This window comes from Paraburkholderia lebeckiae (assembly GCF_050436225.1).
Lineage (GTDB): Bacteria > Pseudomonadota > Gammaproteobacteria > Burkholderiales > Burkholderiaceae > Paraburkholderia > Paraburkholderia tuberum.
Genome location: NZ_JBNDLU010000002.1, coordinates 1095477 through 1112627, shown reverse-complemented (window position 1 = coordinate 1112627; position 17151 = coordinate 1095477). Strand labels below are relative to the sequence as shown.

Here is a 17151-nt window from a genome sequence, read left to right as displayed (position 1 = left end):
TGGACGAAGCATTCAGGAAATTGGATTAAAGGAGACCGCCTTGCGGTCGTGGCTCGCGGCGCGCCGCGCGGGACGCTCAGCCGCCAAGCGCATCCAGCTTGAACTGGATCAGCTGGCGCGCCGAACTGTCGCTGTTCGACAGCGAGTCGAGCGCGAGCTTGTAGGCCGCGCGCGCGTCGTCGCGCTTGCCCTGGGCGGCGAGCAGGTCGCCGCGGCGGTCCGCCACGACGCCCTTGAAGGCATCGGATTGTGGCTCGACCAGGAGCGCGAGGCCCTGGTCGTATGCCTTGTCGTCGAGCAGCAGCGATGCCATGCGCAGCTTCGCTATCTGCTTGAACTCGTCGTCCTTCGCGTGATCGATCGTCCATTGCAGCTGCGCTTTCGCGCCGGCTTCGTCGCCAGCGGCGTAGAGCGCCTTGGCGGCGCCGAGCGCAGTCATCTGCGCGTAGGCAGTGCGGCCGAACTTGTCTTCCATGTCGGCGGCGACGCGCGCAATCTGCGCCTTATCGCCCGATGCCGCGGCTTGCTGAACCTGGTCATACAGCACCGCGGCTTCCGCGGCCTGACGACGCTGCCAGAAATTCCAGCCGTTCCAGCTCGCGCCTGCCAGCAACACCACCAGCACGATCCACGTGGTCGCATTGCCCCACTGCTTCCACCATGCCCTCAGACTTTCAATCGATTCTTGTTCGTCGTGGTAACTCATTGCCCGGCGATTTCCTCTTTCTTGCTACGTGTGCGTGTCGAGCCAGCCGGCCCAACGACATCGCGATCAGTCGTCGCCGTCTTCGGCGGATGCAACCATCGCATTGATTAGATATTCGGTCAAGTCTTCGGCGGCCACGTTCTGTTGCTCGTTCTTACCACCGTTGGCTTGCGTATCGCGCAGCGGTTTCACGCCGACCGTGCCGTTGGCGATCTCATCTTCGCCGAGCACGACCGCGAACGCGGCGCCGCTCGCGTCGGCGCGCTTCATCTGCGACTTGAAGCTTGCCGACTGACCGTCCGCGCTGCAATGCAGAATCACGTCGAGACCGGTATCGCGCAGACGCTCGGCGATGATGAACGCCTGCTCGCGCGCGGCGTCGCCCTGATGGACCACGTACACGTCGCAACCGTCGTCTTCCGGCACGAGCTGCTCTTCCTTCAGCAGCTCGAGAATCCGCTCGACGCCCATCGCCCAGCCGCACGCAGCCGTCGGCTTGCCGCCGAGCTGTTCGATCAGCGGATCGTAGCGGCCGCCCGCCGCGACCGTGCCTTGCGCGCCGAGTTTGTCGGTCACCCACTCGAACACGGTCAGATTGTAGTAATCGAGACCGCGCACGAGACGCGGATTGATCGTGAACGGAAGGTTGTTCGCCTTCAGCAGACGCTGCAGAGCTTCGAAGTGCGCGCGCGATTCTTCCCCAAGAAAATCGATCAGCTTCGGCGCGTTCAGCGCGACTTCCTGCAGCGCAGGATTCTTCGTATCGAGCACGCGCAGCGGGTTCGTATAGAGACGGCGCTTCGCGTCTTCGTCGAGCACGTCCATGTGCATTTCGAGATACGCGATCAGTTCGACACGATGCGCGGCGCGCTCTTCAGCGAGGCCCAACGAGTTGATTTCGAGCTTGATGCCAGTCAGTCCGAGATCGTCCCACAGACGCTGGCACATCATGATGATTTCCGCGTCCGCATCCGGACCCGCGAAACCGAGCGCCTCGACACCGACCTGGTGGAACTGGCGATAACGGCCGCGCTGCGGACGCTCGTGACGGAACATCGGACCGATATACCACAGACGCTTCGGGCCATCGTACAGCATGTTGTGTTCGATCGACGCGCGCACCACCGCCGCCGTGTTTTCCGGGCGCATCGTCAGGTTTTCGCCGTTCAATGCGTCGGTGAAGCTGTACATCTCTTTTTCGACGATGTCGGTCACTTCGCCGATACCGCGTGTGAACAGCTGCGTATGCTCGACGATCGGCGTGCGGATATTCTGGTATCCGTACGAACGCAGCATCGACTTGACGGTGGTTTCGAAAAATTCCCAGAGCCCTGCTTCCTGCGGAAGGATGTCGTTCATGCCTTTCACGCCGGACAGCTTCTCGAGCTTTTTCTTCTGTTCAGTCATCTGTGTTTCGATAGCCGGTATTTAGTTGAGCGCGTCGGCGCGGCCATAGCGGCGCTCGACGTAGTCGCTCACGATTTGCTGGAATTCTTGCGCGATGTTCTCGCCGCGCAGCGTCTTTGCCTTTTCGCCGTCGATGAACACCGGCGCGGCCGGATTCTCGCCCGAGCCCGGCAAGCTGATGCCGATATTCGCCTGCTTCGATTCGCCCGGACCATTGACGATGCAGCCCATCACCGCGACGTGCATCTGCTCGACGCCGGGATACTGGTCGCGCCACACCGGCATCTGCTGACGCAGGTAGGTCTGGATCTGCGACGCGAGTTCCTGGAACAGCGTGCTCGTGGTGCGCCCGCAGCCGGGGCACGCGATCACCATCGGCGTGAACGACCGCAGGCCCATTGTCTGCAGAATCTCCTGACCAACGATCACTTCGCCTGTGCGCGACCCGCCCGGTTCCGGCGTCAGCGAAATACGGATCGTATCGCCGATGCCCTGCTGCAGCAGAACCGACAGCGCCGCGGTTGACGCGACGATGCCCTTCGAACCCATGCCCGCTTCGGTCAGGCCAAGATGCAGCGCGAAATCGCAACGGCGCGCGAGTTCGCGGTACACGGCAATCAGATCCTGCACGCCGCTGACCTTGCACGACAGGATGATCTGGTCGCGCCCGAGGCCGAGTTCGACCGCACGTTCCGCCGAGCCGATCGCCGACTGGATCAGCGCTTCGTACATCACGCTTTGCGCTTCCCACGGAGCGGCGCGCGAGCCGTTTTCGTCCATCATCTTCGCGAGCAGGTCCTGGTCGAGGCTGCCCCAGTTCACGCCGATGCGCACCGGCTTGTCGTATTTGACCGCCGTCTCGATCATCTGCGCAAACTGCGTGTCGCGCTTCGCGCCGTGCCCGACGTTGCCCGGATTGATCCGGTACTTCGACAGCGATTCCGCGCAGCCCGGATAGTCGCGCAGCAGCAGGTGGCCGTTGTAATGGAAGTCGCCGACGAGCGGCACCATCACGCCCATGCGGTCGAGTTGCTCGCGGATCGCCGGCACGGCCGCCGCCGCTTCCGGCGTATTCACGGTGATACGCACCAGTTCGGACCCGGCTTGCGCCAGTTCCTTGATCTGGATAGCGGTGCCGATCGCGTCGGCGGTGTCGGTGTTGGTCATCGACTGCACGCGCACCGGCGCATCGCCGCCGATGGTCACGAGCTGGCCGCCCCAGCGGACGTTGACCGCATGCGACTTGCGCCGCATCGCGGGGCCGCCGAACACCGGCTCGTCTGAAACGATCTTGCTACAGGATTGGGATTGAGCTTCGGTTTGCATCGAAAAACCCATTTACGCCGCACGCGCTATGCAAAAACGCAGCGCCTGAATTGAAAAAGCGCCGCGGACCGGTTGGCCGCGGCGCGTACCGTATCTGTCAAGGCAGCGCAAAGCGCGCCACGTTGCCCTTTGCTGTCGCATATTTCGACGGATCGACCGGCTGGCCGTCGAGCGTCACCGACTCGAGACCCGCCTTGTTGCCGACCGTGACCTTGAACGGACCGACACCCGTCACTTGCTTCGGATCGCCGGCATGCACGAGGCCGGAGAACAGTTCCTTGCCGTTCTTGTCACGCACGCTGAACCAGCTGTCCTGCGTCACGCGCAGCGCGACGACCGCCTCGCCGAGCGCTGGCGTGACCGCCGGTGCCGACGCGTTCGCCACGACCACCGGCGCATTTGCGCTCTCCATGGCGGCCTGTGCCTGAGCCTGCGAGCCGGCCTTCGGTGCCGCGGCCGTCGGTGCCGGCGTTGCCGCTGTATTCGCTGCCGGGCCCGAGCCCGGCGTGGTGCCAGTGGCAAGCGGAGCCGGCATCGGCGTTGCCGACGCAGACGCCGCATTATCCGCGCTCGCCGCGTTGTCCGCCGTGGCCGCCGCCGATGCCCCTTCCGCCGCCGTCGCCGGACCCTGAGCGACCGCGCCCGAAGCCGCCGTGTCGCTGCTAGTCGAACTATTCGCGCTTGCCTTCAGGCGCGCGAGCCACGCGGACGAATCACCGCCGTTAGTGCGCCACATCCCGAGTGCGATGACCGCGACGACGATCGCCGCAATGCCCCACAGCCACGAACGGCTCTTGTGCCCGCTGTCGCCGAGCGACAGCGAAACCTTGCCGCGCGGCAGATCCTTGCCCGATGACGCCGGCATCGACAGATTCGGCGCCGGCACGCCCTTCTCGCGACGCAACGCCGCCGTAAAAGGCGCTGGATCGGCGCCGAGCATTTTCGCGTAGCTGCGCACGACGCCGAGTGCAAACGTCGTGTCCGGCAGATGGCTGACGTCGCCCGCCTCGAGCGCGCTCAGCTTGACGACCGACACCTTCAGTCGCGCCGACACGTCCTCGATAGTCCAGCCTTTCGACTCGCGCAACTGGGTCAAGCGCGCGCCAACCGCTGCCAGCGAATCAAGGGCCGGGTGCACGACAGGCTGGACCACCGCCCTTGCAACAGGTGCAGGATGGCCATCGTTCGTGTCTGTCTCGTGCGGCTGCGGGTGCTGCGGCTCACTCATCCCAAATCCTTTCGCGTCGATTCTTTTTAATCGTGCGACCGGACGGGCTCGAGCGTCACGTCCAAATCGCAGACCGTTTATAACAAAATGTGCGGCTTTGTGTACTGCTCCCGATCGATTCTGCAAACTTTCATTTAATCGCCGGTGACATGGGAGCATTTTTGCGCTCGCGGTGCTTTCCGCCGAACGCCGACGCCCTGCTGCCCCTCGCGATTACACGGCGCGAACCTCGATCATCTTCGCCGCCTTCCCGGTGCGCTCAGCAAGACGCGTGCGGTCTTTCACCGCGCCGGCCAGCTGACCGCAGGCAGCATCGATATCGTCGCCGCGGGTCTTGCGCACAGTGGTGACGACGCCAGCGTCGATCAACACCTGCGCAAACCGCTTGATCTGTTCCGGCTTCGAGCGGATAAGGCCCGATTCGGGGAACGGATTGAACGGAATCAGATTGAACTTGCACGGCACGTTACGCGTGACGGCGAGCAACTCGCGCGCGTGCGCCTCGCTGTCGTTCACGCCATCGAGCATGCAGTATTCGAACGTAATGAAATCTCGCGGCGCAACTTTCAGATAGCGCTCGCACGCCGCCATCAGCTCGCCCAGCGGATACTTTTTGTTGAGCGGCACCAGCACGTCGCGCAGCGCGTCGTTCGAGGCATGCAGCGACACCGCGAGCGCCACGGGCAGATCCGCGCCGAGCCGGTCCATCATCGGTACGACGCCCGAAGTGGACAACGTGACGCGCCGGCGCGACAGGCCGTACGCATTGTCGTCGAGCATCAGGCGCATGGCCGGCACGACCGCGTCGTAATTGAGCAGCGGCTCGCCCATTCCCATCATCACGACGTTCGTGACGACGCGCTCGCCCTTGCCGTCGCCGCCCATCGCGCGGCCGCCAACATCACCACGCGACGCGCGCAGCGCAAACTCAGCCATGCGCAACTGGCCGATGATTTCGCCGGTGGTGAGATTGCGGGAGAACCCTTGCTTGCCGGTCGAGCAGAACCGGCAGTTGACCGCACACCCGGCCTGTGACGACACACACAGCGTGCCGCGCGTTTCTTCGGGGATGTAGACGGTTTCAACGGCGTTGCCGTTTCCGACGTCGATCAGCCACTTGCGTGTGCCGTCCGACGAAACGTGGTCGCTGACGACGCCCGGCATCGTGATCGCGGCGCGCCCTTTGAGCTTTTCGCGCAAGGACTTCGCGAGATCGGTCATGCCATCGAAGTCGGAAGCGTTGTATTGATGAATCCAGCGCTGCAATTGCTTGGCGCGAAACGGTTTCTCGCCCAGGCTGTCGCAGTAGGCGACGAGCCCTTGGGCGTCGAGGTCGAGAAGGTTGACGGAGGGACTGCTCGTCATATCGAATCCTGCCATTTCATTGCGAGACTACGTTCATGCAACAAGCTGCATGAACGCCGTGCCCGTTCGCGCCCATTCCTGCTGCTTTTACCTTACTACTTTGTCGTGCAACGCGCGCGATTCATGCGATAAAACAATTCGGCTGCACGAAACGCGCCAGGCGGAACACGGCTTACGACCGAGGCCAGTGCCTGACCTCAGCGCGAGGCGCTCAACGCGAGTAGACGTTTACTTGGGGAAAGAAAAATGCGATTTCAATCGCGGCCGTTTCCGGTGCGTCCGAGCCGTGCACCGCGTTGGCGTCGATGCTGTCCGCGAAGTCGGCACGGATCGTGCCCTTTTCTGCCTTCTTCGGGTCAGTCGCACCCATCAGATCACGGTGTTTCAGGACCGCGTTTTCGCCTTCCAGCGCTTGCACGACCACCGGACCCGAGATCATGAATTCGACGAGGTCCTTGAAGAACGGACGTGCTGCGTGCACGGCGTAGAACTTCTCGGCGTCAGCACGCGACAGATGAACCATGCGCGATGCCACGATCTTCAGACCAGCGTTTTCAAAACGGGTATAGATCTGGCCGATCACGTTCTTGGCCACTGCGTCCGGCTTGATAATCGACAGGGTGCGCTCGATCGCCATAAAAACTCCAAAAAATTAAGAAGTTACAGATTCAAATGAATCCGCTATTGTAGCATGTTCCCGTGTATCATTGCGATTGAACCCTTACAGCACTGAAAGGATCAAAGCAAAGGGCGCGAAATACTGGTAGCGTAGGCCATGTGGGCGACTGGAGGCATTGAAACTCCGTGCTGCCGCGCTAATCTTACGGATGAACGGTGCGCCCGCCGGCGCTTCGCAAATTGCCGTATCACCATCACGAAACACGCTTCCGAGGTAAGGAGAGATCATGAACGAACATCCGTATATGTTTGGCCGCAACGGCGCGGTCAGCACGGTCGAAACACGCAACCGCGTGCTACGGAATACCTACTGGCTGCTCGCACTGTCCATGATTCCGACCGTGCTCGGCGCGTGGGTGGGTCTTGCCACCGGCTTCTCACTGTTCGCCGCCACCAGCCCCGCCATGAGCATGCTGGCATTCTTCGCGATCGCCTTCGGCTTCATGTTCGCGATCCAGCGCACCAAGGACAGCGCCGTCGGCGTCTTCGTACTGCTCGGCTTCACGTTCTTCATGGGGCTGATGCTGTCGCGCATTCTCGCGTTCGTGCTCGGCTTCTCGAACGGCCCGTCGCTGATCATGCTTGCTTTTGGTGGCACCGGTGTGATCTTCGCGGCCATGGCGACCATCGCCACGGTCAGCAAACGCGACTTCTCGGGCCTCGGCAAGTGGCTCTTCATGGGCGTGATCGTGATCCTGCTGGCTTCGGTCGCGAACGTGTTCCTGCAACTGCCGGCGCTGATGCTGACGGTTTCAGTCATGGCAATCGTGATCTTTTCCGCCTACATCATGTTCGACGTGCAGCGCGTCGTGAACGGCGGCGAGACGAATTACATCACGGCAACGCTGGCGATCTACCTGGATCTGTACAACGTGTTCGTCAATCTGCTTGCGCTGCTCGGCATTTTTGGCGGCAACCGCAATTAAGTTTGGCCGGTCGCGCGGCGTGCCCCACGCCGCACTCGACGCTCAAATTAGAAGCCCATAACGATTGCTCGTTATGGGCTTTGTTTCATTACCTGACCGGCCGGTGCATGGCGTGCAGCGCGACTGAAAGCCAATCGGGCGCCACAGTCACAACGTCAACCACGCGAAACCTTCGCTCTGCGACGCAACCACCACCTCCGTGGGAGCCGCGTCAAGCACGCCCGCCAGCGCCGCCTGCGCAAGTTCCGGCAGATTGTTCTGCTGGCTCAGATGCGCCGCGACCAGATGCTGCAAGCGCGAGCGGTCGAGCGACGCCAGGATTTCAGCCGCCGCGTGATTGTTCAGATGCCCGTGATTGCCGCCGATACGGGCCTTCAGCGACGGCGGATAACGACTGCCCGCGAGCATCTGCACGTCGTGATTGCATTCGAGCACGAGCGCGTCGCAGCCACTTAGCACCGCGCTGATATGCGGCGTGGACGTGCCCACGTCGGTGAGCACGCCAAGCCGGCTCGCGCCGTTCGAGAACACGTATTGCAGCGGTTCGCGGGCGTCGTGCGGAACGGTATAAGGGAGAATGCTGAGCTCTCCGATCGCTACCGCCTCGTCGCCCCACAGCACCTGCAGGTCAACATCGGCTTCGTCGGCGCCCACCGCGCGCGCGGTGCCCCAGCTCATGTACAGCGGAATCGACCACTTGCGCGCCAGCGTCAATGTGCTGCCGATGTGATCGCTATGTTCATGCGTAATCAGGATCGCGTCGAGGTGCTCGGCACTCGCGCCGAGCCGCGCCAGACGGCGCTCGACTTCGCGCGCGGAAAAACCGCAATCGAGCAGCACGCGCGTGGTGACCGCGCCGCTGTGCGCCTCCACCAGCAGCGCGTTGCCTTCACTGCCGCTGCCGAGACTTGCGAAGCGCACGACCCGCCTAGTTCAGTTGCGCGTGCAGCAGCGACACGATGCGCTGCGCGTCCGACGACGTGTCAATCTGCCCATTCGCGTCGACGACCGCGATCTGCGTCACCGCGTCGCCCTTCGCGCGCACGTTGACGAGGAATTCCTGGCCCGGCTTGCGCGTCGAATTGCCGCTGTAGAACAGTTTGCCGAACAGGCCTTCCTTCTTCAGTTCCTGCATCGAATCCGCGTAGCGGACGTAGTAGATGCCCTTCTCGCGATCGCGGTTGTCGACCGTAAAGTTGGTACGATCGAGCGCGAGGCCCACACGCAGCCAGGCACGGTCGAACGACTCCTGCAGATCGAGCGTCGACGCACCCGCGTTCTGCTCGATCGTGGTCGGCGCGGCGGCGGGGCGCGCGTCGGTCAGCAGCTGCTTCGACTGAGCTTCAGTCAGGCCGAATTTCTGCATCAGCTTGGCGAGAAACAGCGCCTCGAGCGCCGGATCACGCGGACGCTCTTCCCAGCGCGAAGACGTCTTGTCCTGCCCGGTCATCACCTCTTCCATCGCGCTGTGCGTGATCGAGATATCGGTCGCGCTGTCCGAACCGCGCGATACCAGCGTGCGGAAACTGTCGCGGGTGCCCGACGAATAGGCGAAGTCGATGACCTTGCCGATCGTGCGGCGGAACCAGTCGTCCGGAATGTTCGCGCGGTTTTCCGCCCAGTCGGTCGTCATGATGCCAGTGGCCGGCGCATCGGTCTTCAGCACGAAGCCGTTCTCCTGCCAGAACTCCTGCAGCTGCGGCCAGAGCTGTTCCGGGGAACGGCCGTCTACCACTAGCCAGCGACGGTCGCCGTCGCGGTCGATATGCATGCCGAGCGGATCCTGCGCGTTCGGCTGACCTTCGGTCGCGTTGCCGGCCGCCGTGACAGCGCGCGTCGGCGTGCCACCAAGCGCCAGATTGGCGGGCGGTGCCACATAGCGTTGGTCGTTCGGCGACGTGCTCAGATCGCTCGGCACGGCGAGCGGCGGCGCGCTCGAGGTCGCCTTGTAGTTGACGCGGTCGGAAGCGAACCAGTCGTTCAGCGTGTCACAGCCGGCGAGCGTCGATAGGGCAAGCGCCAGCGCCGCCATGCGGGTTGCGTGGAGGGAAAGTGCGGAACGTTTCATGAGGTCCTTCGTGATGCTGGAACGCGATGCCTCGTTCGATCTGCCGGGAACGTGGGCTGAAGCGACGTCGGTTAATGAAATGCCGGTGGCGGTCTTGCGTGGGCGGCGGGACGGTCGGCCCGTTCAGCCGAGCAGGCCCGCTTCGCGCAGCGCGCCGCGCACCACTTCGTGGTATTGCGCGTCGAGCGGCGTGAGCGGCAGGCGGATGCCGCCCTGCACACGCCCCAGTTGCTGCAGCGCCCACTTCGCCGGAATCGGATTCGCTTCGGCAAACAGGTACTTGTGCAGCGACAGGAGTTTCAGATGAATGTCGCGCGCGGTCTTCACGTCCGCGGCGAGCGCGGCCTTGCACAGTTCGCTCATTGCGCGCGGCGCGACGTTCGCGGTGACCGAAATATTGCCGTGACCGCCGAGCAGCATCAGCGCGATCGCGGTGGGGTCGTCGCCGCTATAGATGCCGAAGTACGCCGGCGCCGACTTGATCAGATGCGCGGCGCGGTCGATGTTGCCCGTGGCCTCCTTCACGCCGACGATGCCCGGCACCTGCGCGCAGCGCAGGATGGTCTCGTTGCTCATGTCGGCGACGGTGCGGCCCGGCACGTTGTACAGAATCACTGGCAGATCGACGGTTTCGGCGATCTTCGCGAAATGGCGGTAGATGCCTTCCTGGGTCGGCTTGTTGTAGTACGGCACGACCTGCAGCGTGGCATCCGCGCCGACGTCCTTCGCGTGTTGCGTGAGTTCGATCGCCTCAGCGGTGGAATTGGCACCCGCGCCCGCGATGACAGGAATGCGTCCAGCGGTGTGCTCGACCGCGGTCTTGACCATCAGCACGTGTTCTTCGACCGACAGCGTGGCCGACTCGCCGCTCGTGCCGACCACGACGAGCGCATTCGTGCCTTCCTCGACGTGCCAGTCGATCAGTTTGCGAAACGCCGGCAGATCGAGGCTGCCGTCTTCGAGCATCGGAGTGATGATGGCAGGAATGCTGCCGCGGATCTGAACGCCGTCCTGGTGACCGCTGTAGTTGCCGTTAGTCATGAAACGCCATGAATATGATCAGGTAAAGCGCGATTGTAGCGGATTAGCCAGCCAACTCGTAACAAGGTGGCGCTGTTGCCCGTGCGGGATCATGCGCCCGAGCCGTTTCCCGAACCGCGCAGATGCGCTGAACGTAGGCCGGACGCGGCTCGGCGAGAAATCCGTCCTGAAATGCGATCACCCGCAGGTGGCCCCGCACGGTGTCGAGCAGCTCGCCAGGCGCGAGCAAAAACACCGGATTGGAGGGTTTGCCGACGCTTTCGTTTCCTTGCGCGAAGGTCTCGTAAACCAGTACGCCGCCGGGCGCGAGCGCGCGCAGCAACTGCGGAAAAAGCGGCCGGTGCAGGTAGTTGGTGACCATGACAGCGGCGAACGCCGCATCGGCCGGTAGTGGCCACGTCGCGCCTTCGAGATCGGCCACGAGAGGTGTGACGAGCGGCGCGTCGCGCAGCAGGTCGAGAGCAGCCGCGTCGCGATCGATCGCGGTGACCGGATGGCCGAGCGATGCAAAAAAGCGCGCGTGCCGCCCGGCCCCCGACGCGACGTCGAGCACCGCGCCACCCGGCGCGATCAGGTGCGCCCAGTGACGCACCCAGCGCGACGGTTCACCGAGGCCATGCAAGCCACTGGTAACGGGCGTGCTCATCGCTGCGCCGCGGTGCGTCGAGTGCGCATCAGTTGTACGACAGCCCCATCGCCTCACGGACCTCGCGCATCGTTTCGGTCGCGAACCGGCGTGCCTTGTCGCAGCCATCGGCGACGATCGCGCGCAACAGCGACGGGTCGTCCATGTACTTCTGCGCGCGCTCGAGCATCGGCTGCTGCTCGCGCAGAATCCCTTCGACGACCGGCTGCTTGCAATCGAGGCAACCGATGCCTGCCGAGCGGCAGCCTTTCTGCACCCACTCGTGGGTCGCTTCGTCGGTGTAGACCTGATGCAGTTGCCACACCGGGCACTTGTCGGGATCGCCCGGATCGGTGCGGCGCACGCGCGCGGGGTCGGTCGGCATCGTGCGGACCTTCTTCGTGATGGTTTCCGCGTCTTCGCGCAGGCCGATCGTGTTGCCGTACGACTTCGACATCTTCTGGCCGTCGAGACCCGGCATGCGCGACGCCTCGGTCAGCATCGCCTGCGGTTCGACGAGGATGATCTTGCGCGAACCTTCGAGATAGCCGAACAGGCGCTCGCGATCGCTCATCGACAAGCTTTGCGATTCCTGCAGCATCGCCCGCGCGCGTTCGAGCGCTTCGTCGTCGCCTTCCTGCTGATACGCGTTGCGCAACTCGTGATACAGCTTCGAGCGCTTGCCGCCGAGCTTCTTCGCGGCTTCGTTCGCCTTCTCCTCGAAGCCCGGCTCACGGCCGTACAGGTAGTTGAAACGACGGGCGATTTCACGCGTCATCTCGACGTGCGGCACCTGGTCTTCACCGACCGGCACGAGCGAGCCGCGATACAGCAGAATGTCCGCCGCCATCAGCACCGGATAGCCGAGGAAGCCGTAGGTGGACAGGTCCCTGTCCTTCAGCTTTTCCATCTGCTCCTTGTAAGTCGGCACGCGTTCGAGCCAGCCGAGCGGCGTGCTCATGCCGAGCAGCAGCGCCAGCTCGGCATGCTCGGGCACCTTGCTCTGGATGAACAGCGTCGCCTGCGCCGGATCGATGCCGGAAGCGAGCCAGTCGATCAGCACGTCCCACACGTTCTTTTCGATCACTTCGGGCGTTTCGTAGTGCGTCGTCAGTGCGTGCCAGTCGACCACGCAGAAGAAGCACGGGTATTCGGACTGCAGCCGCACCCAGTTTTTCAGCACGCCGTGATAGTGGCCGAGGTGCAGCGACCCGGTGGGCCGCATGCCGGAGAAGATACGGTCTGGGAACATGGTTATTTAGAAAAGCGAAACAAGTGGAGTCAGAATTGCGGTGATCGCGCTATAGCCGAGCGTCACGAGTGGCCTCAACCAGAAACGCGTGAGCGTACCCGTCATCACCAGCGCCATCACGATGAAAAAGCCGTACGGCTCGAGCCGCGACAACGCAATCGATTGCTTCGGCGGCAACAGGGCCATCACCACGCGGCCGCCATCGAGCGGCGGCAGCGGAAACAGGTTCAGCACGCCGAGCACGAGATTGACGCCGACGCCCGCGCCCGCCATGCGCGTGAAAAACGGTTCGTTGACATTGAGCCCCGCGAGCGCAACGCCGAACACGCCCCAGAACAGCGCCTGGATGAAATTGCACACGGGCCCGGCCGCCGCGACCCATAGGCTGCCCCAGCGCGGGTTGCGCAGATTGCCGAACGCGACCGGCACCGGCTTCGCATAGCCGAACATGAACGCGCCGCTCGTCGCGAAGTACAGCAGCAACGGAATGGCGATCGTGCCGAGCGGATCGATGTGCCGCATCGGGTTCAGCGACACGCGGCCGAGCACGTACGCGGTGTTGTCGCCGAGCCAGCGCGCGACGTAGCCGTGCGCAGCCTCGTGCAGCGTGATCGCGAAGATCACCGGCAGCGCGTACACCGCAATCGTCTGTATCAGGGAAGAATCCATAGCTCGCTATTGTAACAATGCGCTCGCGCGTGTCTGTCCGCTTTCGTTCATGCCGCTCACGCCGTTTCCTCGAGACCGAACGGCTCGAGCGGGCCGCGCCCTGCCCGCACCAGCACCGGCTCCGAGCCGGTCAGATCGATTACGGTGGACGGCTCGCACACGCACGCGCCGCCGTCAATCACCAGATCGAGCTGCTTTTCGAGCCGCGCGCGGATTTCCTCGGGGTCGTTCAGCGGCTCTGTTTCGCCGGGCATGATCAGTGTCGAGCCGAGCAGCGGCTGGCCGAGCTCCTCGAGAATCGCGAGCGTGATCGCGTGATCCGGCACGCGCAGGCCGATCGTCTTGCGTGACGGATGCGACACGCGCCGCGGCACTTCCTTGGTGGCCTGCAGCACGAACACGTACGGACCCGGGGTCACCGACTTAAGCAGCCTGTACTGCCAGTTGTCCACCATCGCAAAATTGGCGAGCTCCGACAGATCACGCACGAGCAGCGACAGTAGTTGCTTTTCGTCGAGTCCGCGGATGCGCCGCAGGCGTTCGACCGCATCCTTGTCGTCGAGACGGCAGGCGAGCGCGTAGGTCGAATCGGTCGGCAAGGCGACCACGGCGCCGTCGTTGATGATCTGCACGGCCTGCTTGACGAGACGCGGTTGCGGATTGTCGGGGTGAAGCCGAAAGTATTGGGACATGGAGACTCATGATGGCGGCAGACGAACTGCGGCGGATGGGCTGCGGCGAGCAGAGCGCGTGCCGCAGCCAGCCGGCGCGCGGTCACAGCCAGCGTTCCCAAACGGGCTTCAGATCGGCGGGCAGCGGCGGCAGTGCACCGAGTTCGATGCGGCCTTCGCCAGGCGCATGGAAATCAGAACCGCGCGAGGCCTCGAAGCCATAGCGACGCGCGACGTCCGCATATTCGCGGTACTGGTCGGGCGTGTGGCTGCCCGTCACGACCTCGATCGCCTCGCCACCGAGGTCGATGAATTCGCCAAAGAATGCGTCGAATTCGAGTTGCGAATACGCGTAACGACCGGGATGCGCGACGATCGCGACGCCGCCCGCGGCCTGGATCCAGCCGAGTGCGTCGGCGAGCTTGGCCCAGCGGTGCGCGACGTACGCCGGCTTGCCATCGCCGAGATAGCGGTCGAACACTTCCTGGGTGTTTGCGCAGTGGCCTTGCTCGACCAGGAAGCGCGCGAAATGGGTGCGCGACATCATGTCGGGATTCGACACGAAATGCAGCGCGCCCTCGTACGCGTCTGGAATGCCGAGCGTGGCCAGTTGCTCGCCGATTGCTTCGGCGCGCGCGGCGCGGCCGTCGCGCGTGCGAGCGAGACCGTCGATCAGGATCTGGCTGCCCGGATCGATGCCGAGTCCGACGATGTGCACGGTGCGCCCCGCCCACGTGACCGAAATCTCGACGCCGCTCAGGTAATTCATGCCGAGAGCCTCGGCCGCGGTGCGCGCCTCGTGCTGGCCGCCCACTTCGTCGTGATCGGTGAGCGCCCACAGCGTCACGCCGTTAGCGTGCGCGCGGCGCGCGACGTCGGCCGGCGCGAACTGGCCGTCGGAAACGGTGGAGTGGCAGTGAAGATCGGCGTTCATCGTGGTCCTGGAAGGGTGCTGCGGTCATTTTACTGCAATGCAGTAAGGGGCCGCAGGGGTATCTCGCGACGCCAGTGCCGGTTGCCGCGTTCCGCGAGGTCAAGACCAGTCAGCGCCGATCCCGCGACCTCCGGGCGACCCACGAGCGCCGTTTCAAACGTAGCTTCTGGCGCAGTGTCAGGCGCAGAACCCCTCGATCAACGCGGCGATCTGCTCCGGCTGGTCGTGATGCACCATGTGCCCCGCGCCGTCGATGATCTTCTCGCACCAATCGGGAAACGCCTGGAAACGCGCCTTGAATTCGTCGAGCGGAGTGTCGCCGGCGATCTGCGCGAGCGTCGGCGAGCCGGCGGCCTCGACGTGCAGCACCTTCGCGCTGACCTTACGCCACACCGCCATCACCTCGTCGAGGCGATACAGCGTCGGGCCGCGGACCTTGTGCGCCGGATCGGCGAGCAGCATGAAGCGCCCTTCGCCATCCGGCTTCGACCAGTGCTGGGCGAGAAAGTGCGCACGCCGCGGAACGAGGCGCGGATTGGTTTTGATCAGACGCGCGGCGACCTCGTCGAGTGACGCGTAGCGCTTGAGCTGCGGTGGATCGCGCAATTCGTCGAGCCAATTGAGCAGGCGCTTCGGCGCCTGCGCCGGATGCGATGGCGCGAGCCCGAAGCCCTCCAGATCGACCACGCGCCGTACCCGCTGCGGCCGCACGCCCGCATACAGGCACACGACGTTCGCGCCCATGCTGTGACCGACGAGGTTCACCTGGCCGTCCGGCGCGTAGTGGTCGATCAGCGCGTCGAGATCGCCGAGATAATCCTGCACCCAGTAGCTGCCGCCGCCGCGCTCGGCGACCGGCCAGTCGGACAGACCGAAGCCGCGCATGTCGGGCGCGATCACCTGCCAGTCGCCACCGAGCGCATCGACGACGAACTGGAACGACGCGCCGACGTCCATCCAGCCGTGCAGCATGAACAGTGTCCGCGCATCTGGATGGCCCCAGCGCCGCACGTGCAGCCGGACGCCGCGCACGGCAACGAACTCAGAGCGGGATGTATTCATGAACGGCGCACCGTAAAAAAGAATGGTCGTTCGATTATAGGGACAGCGGCGCAAGAAGCGGTAACGGTTTATTGACGCGATGCTCGGTCGTCCGTTGCCTGCATGGCTTGCTGTGCATCCTGACTCGCGAGCGCGGCGAGTTCGGCATCGTCGAAACCAGCGTCGCGGCGCGCTTCGAAATTGAATGGGCCACGCAGTTTCGGCGCGTGATACTGGTCGGCGAGACGCAGATAGGTGTGGTGCGGATCGAGACCGTCCGCTTCGCACAGGTGACGAAACCAGCGGTTGCCGATCAGCACGTGGCCGATTTCATCGCGCAGGATCACGTCGAGAATCGTCGCCGACGCGTGATCGCCGGCCTGCTGCAGACGCGCGCGGATCGGCGGCGACGCGTCGAGGCCGCGCGCTTCGAGCGTACGCGGCACGAGCGCCATGCGCGCGAGCACGTCGCCACGGGTGCGCTCGCACATGTCCCATAGGCCGCCGTGCGCCGGGAAGTCGCCGTACGCGTGGCCATATTCGGCGAGACGCGCGGCGAGCAGCGAGTAGTGATACGCCTCTTCGGCGGCGACCTTGAGCCAGTCGGTATAGAACCCGGCGGGCATACCGGGGAAACGCCAGACGGCGTCGAGCGCCAGATTGATCGCATTGAACTCGATGTGCGCGAGGGCGTGGAGCAACACCGCGCGGCCCTGCGGTGACTGCATGCTGCGTCGACCGAGTTGGCGCGGTTCGACGAGGTCGGGCCGTTCGGGGCGGCCCGGCAGGCCAGCGGGCTCGGCGAGATCGAGGCCGGAGTCACAGAGCGCGCGACCGTCGAGTACCGCAGCGTACAGCTCGCGGGCCGCCGCGGCCTTCGCGCCCGGATCCCGCTCGCGCAACGCCGCGAGTGCGGCGCGGCGCGCGCACGGCGGCTCGTCGTGAGAATTCGACGCGGGAGAAGCGACAGAAACGGGCGAAGCGGCGGACGTCATGACAAACGGATCGGCGATGGAAGCGGTAAAGACGGCGGACAGACGGCGGCTGAGCCGCGCGCGAGCGGCCAGGCGGCTCAAGCACACAACCGTTTACAATACTCGATTCGACCATCCGGCGCGCGCTTTCGGGCACGCCCGTCAGTTGGCGACGCAAGACCGCCAGCTTCGCACCGCGCCGGGTGCACGCCGCCCTGCCCGTGCGTGGCAACCGATCAG

At 64.2% G+C, this 17151-nt stretch carries 17 protein-coding genes; 1 reads left to right on the top strand and 16 read right to left on the bottom strand.

Annotation, left to right across the window (positions count from 1 at the left end):
• Positions 1-76: 76 nt before the first annotated feature.
• From OKW45_RS19825 to ndk, 6 genes are all read right to left on the bottom strand, one after another.
• Positions 77-706, bottom strand: coding sequence for a YfgM family protein (locus OKW45_RS19825; RefSeq protein ID WP_018417564.1), 630 nt, complete (start codon positions 704-706; stop codon positions 77-79).
• Between the two features lie 66 nt (positions 707-772).
• Positions 773-2113 carry a histidine--tRNA ligase gene (gene hisS / locus OKW45_RS19820; protein ID WP_429470616.1) on the bottom strand — a complete coding sequence of 447 codons (1341 nt, stop codon included), beginning with the start codon at positions 2111-2113 and terminating at the stop codon, positions 773-775.
• A 21-nt stretch (positions 2114-2134) separates the two neighbouring features.
• Positions 2135-3451 carry a flavodoxin-dependent (E)-4-hydroxy-3-methylbut-2-enyl-diphosphate synthase gene (ispG, locus tag OKW45_RS19815; protein WP_429470615.1) on the bottom strand — a complete coding sequence of 439 codons (1317 nt, stop codon included), beginning with the start codon at positions 3449-3451 and terminating at the stop codon, positions 2135-2137.
• Between the two features lie 85 nt (positions 3452-3536).
• Positions 3537-4667 (bottom strand): helix-turn-helix domain-containing protein, encoded by a 1131-nt coding sequence (locus OKW45_RS19810; RefSeq protein WP_018417561.1) that lies wholly within the window; start codon positions 4665-4667, stop codon positions 3537-3539.
• 213 nt (positions 4668-4880) lie between these two features.
• Positions 4881-6032: a dual-specificity RNA methyltransferase RlmN gene (rlmN, locus tag OKW45_RS19805; RefSeq protein ID WP_429470613.1), complete on the bottom strand. Its 1152-nt coding sequence runs from the start codon at positions 6030-6032 to the stop codon at positions 4881-4883.
• 211 nt (positions 6033-6243) lie between these two features.
• Positions 6244-6669 carry a nucleoside-diphosphate kinase gene (gene ndk / locus OKW45_RS19800; RefSeq protein WP_018417559.1) on the bottom strand — a complete coding sequence of 142 codons (426 nt, stop codon included), beginning with the start codon at positions 6667-6669 and terminating at the stop codon, positions 6244-6246.
• Between the two features lie 268 nt (positions 6670-6937).
• Between ndk and OKW45_RS19795 the strand changes: the two genes are divergently transcribed.
• Entirely contained in the window at positions 6938-7636 is a 699-nt protein-coding gene (locus OKW45_RS19795; RefSeq protein WP_018417558.1) for a Bax inhibitor-1/YccA family protein, read from the top strand.
• A gap of 147 nt (positions 7637-7783) precedes the next feature.
• Here OKW45_RS19795 and OKW45_RS19790 read toward each other — a convergent pair whose 3' ends face one another.
• From OKW45_RS19790 to OKW45_RS19745, 10 genes are all read right to left on the bottom strand, one after another.
• Positions 7784-8557 carry an MBL fold metallo-hydrolase gene (locus OKW45_RS19790; RefSeq protein WP_429470611.1) on the bottom strand — a complete coding sequence of 258 codons (774 nt, stop codon included), beginning with the start codon at positions 8555-8557 and terminating at the stop codon, positions 7784-7786.
• A 7-nt stretch (positions 8558-8564) separates the two neighbouring features.
• Positions 8565-9704: an NlpB/DapX family lipoprotein gene (gene bamC, locus OKW45_RS19785; protein ID WP_026225298.1), complete on the bottom strand. Its 1140-nt coding sequence runs from the start codon at positions 9702-9704 to the stop codon at positions 8565-8567.
• Positions 9705-9827: 123 nt separating this feature from the next.
• Entirely contained in the window at positions 9828-10745 is a 918-nt protein-coding gene (gene dapA, locus OKW45_RS19780; RefSeq protein WP_429470609.1) for a 4-hydroxy-tetrahydrodipicolinate synthase, read from the bottom strand.
• Between the two features lie 43 nt (positions 10746-10788).
• Complete coding sequence (locus OKW45_RS19775) at positions 10789-11391, bottom strand: class I SAM-dependent methyltransferase (protein ID WP_429470607.1); 603 nt, start codon at positions 11389-11391, stop codon at positions 10789-10791.
• A 28-nt stretch (positions 11392-11419) separates the two neighbouring features.
• Entirely contained in the window at positions 11420-12622 is a 1203-nt protein-coding gene (locus OKW45_RS19770; RefSeq protein WP_429470605.1) for a tryptophan--tRNA ligase, read from the bottom strand.
• Between the two features lie 6 nt (positions 12623-12628).
• Positions 12629-13291, bottom strand: coding sequence for a site-2 protease family protein (locus tag OKW45_RS19765; protein WP_018417552.1), 663 nt, complete (start codon positions 13289-13291; stop codon positions 12629-12631).
• A 56-nt stretch (positions 13292-13347) separates the two neighbouring features.
• A complete protein-coding gene (locus OKW45_RS19760) occupies positions 13348-13983 on the bottom strand; it encodes an L-threonylcarbamoyladenylate synthase (RefSeq protein WP_018417551.1) in 636 nt (211 codons plus the stop codon).
• An 82-nt stretch (positions 13984-14065) separates the two neighbouring features.
• A complete protein-coding gene (locus OKW45_RS19755) occupies positions 14066-14896 on the bottom strand; it encodes a 3',5'-nucleoside bisphosphate phosphatase (protein ID WP_429470604.1) in 831 nt (276 codons plus the stop codon).
• Between the two features lie 177 nt (positions 14897-15073).
• On the bottom strand, positions 15074-15958 hold the full coding sequence (locus OKW45_RS19750) for an alpha/beta fold hydrolase (protein ID WP_018417549.1): 885 nt from the start codon (positions 15956-15958) through the stop codon (positions 15074-15076).
• A 68-nt stretch (positions 15959-16026) separates the two neighbouring features.
• Positions 16027-16932: a ferritin-like domain-containing protein gene (locus OKW45_RS19745; RefSeq protein ID WP_429473320.1), complete on the bottom strand. Its 906-nt coding sequence runs from the start codon at positions 16930-16932 to the stop codon at positions 16027-16029.
• Positions 16933-17151 lie beyond the last annotated feature (219 nt).